Genomic DNA, 961 nt, shown 5'->3' on the forward strand with positions numbered 1-961 from the left:
CGACTCGCCCCGGGCGCGGGACTCAACACCTGCCATGCCTCAGAGTGTCGGGGAGGGCGGGGACGGCGTCCGAGACCTACCTACTGGAGGCGCGCTTGCCGCTGGCCGCGTTCACACCCCGTCGCACATCGCCGCAAGAACGCACCCGAAGTAAAGTCCTCCTTCTCGACCATGTCCTCGGCGCGAGGCGCTGCGCGTCCCTGTGCATGCTCGCGACCATGCAAAGTCCAGTTGGGGGGCAAAATGATCGACCAGCCACGGCAATCTGTACATGCGGAAGAGGCAGCCGCTTCTATCGAGAGTGCCGTTCACGCGGTGCCCGAATCTGTGGGCATCAGGGAACCGCCTGACTTCGAGGCGGATCTCGCAGTCCATGACCGCTATCAATCATTCTCCGGGGAGGTTCTCCGTCTTGCACTGCTTGGCATTGGAGCCATCGGATTCTTCCTTTCGAAGGAAGGCCGGTTCTCACTGACTGGAGAGGCACGCCTGTCAGGTGTTCGGGAGAGCCTGTGGGCATGCCTCATTGCATTTGGCGTCGCGTGCGCGTGCGCCCTGGCGCACCGCTACTGGTCTACCGAGGGCGTCGCCGCCCTCGTTGACCGGGACCGCAAGAAGCACAAGAACCCTGCCGACCCGAGAATCGAGGCCGCCGATGCCTTGATGAACAGCAGCTTCGAGCGCTCCTCCTTCTTCATTGCGGCGAGCGCATTTACTCTCGGAGGAGGAGCAATCGCCCTCGCAGTGGCACTGGGCCTCTGCCTCACCGTCCCAACCAAGTGACGATTCCAAGTTCCGCGCCAGCCCCCGGCGGCGCGGAAGCAACTCTCTCCGGGAACCGGCAGCGTCAACACGCGCATCCCGGACCCTTGTGACAGGTGTTCGCCCGGGGGATGCAGGAGTCGCCACAGGGTTTGCTGCTGGGCCCACAGCGTCGGCAGCAGGCACCACCTCCGCCACC

1 protein-coding gene is annotated in these 961 nt (G+C 64.4%); it reads left to right on the plus strand.

Annotation, left to right across the window (positions count from 1 at the left end):
• The first annotated feature begins 243 nt into the window (after positions 1 to 243).
• The gene (locus HUA75_RS46005) at positions 244 to 783 is read left to right on the plus strand and encodes a hypothetical protein (RefSeq protein WP_174490133.1); all 540 of its coding nucleotides are present in this window, start codon (positions 244 to 246) and stop codon (positions 781 to 783) included.
• Positions 784 to 961 lie beyond the last annotated feature (178 nt).

The sequence above is a fragment of the Myxococcus sp. CA040A genome, assembly GCF_013336725.1.
GTDB classification, from domain to species: Bacteria; Myxococcota; Myxococcia; order Myxococcales; family Myxococcaceae; genus Myxococcus; species Myxococcus llanfairpwllgwyngyllgogerychwyrndrobwllllantysiliogogogochensis.

Excerpts from the sequence above, each read along its gene's own strand:
- HUA75_RS46005 (WP_174490133.1), top strand. The coding sequence starts at position 244 with ATGATCGACCAGCCACGGCAATCTGTACATGCGGAAGAGGCAGCCGCT.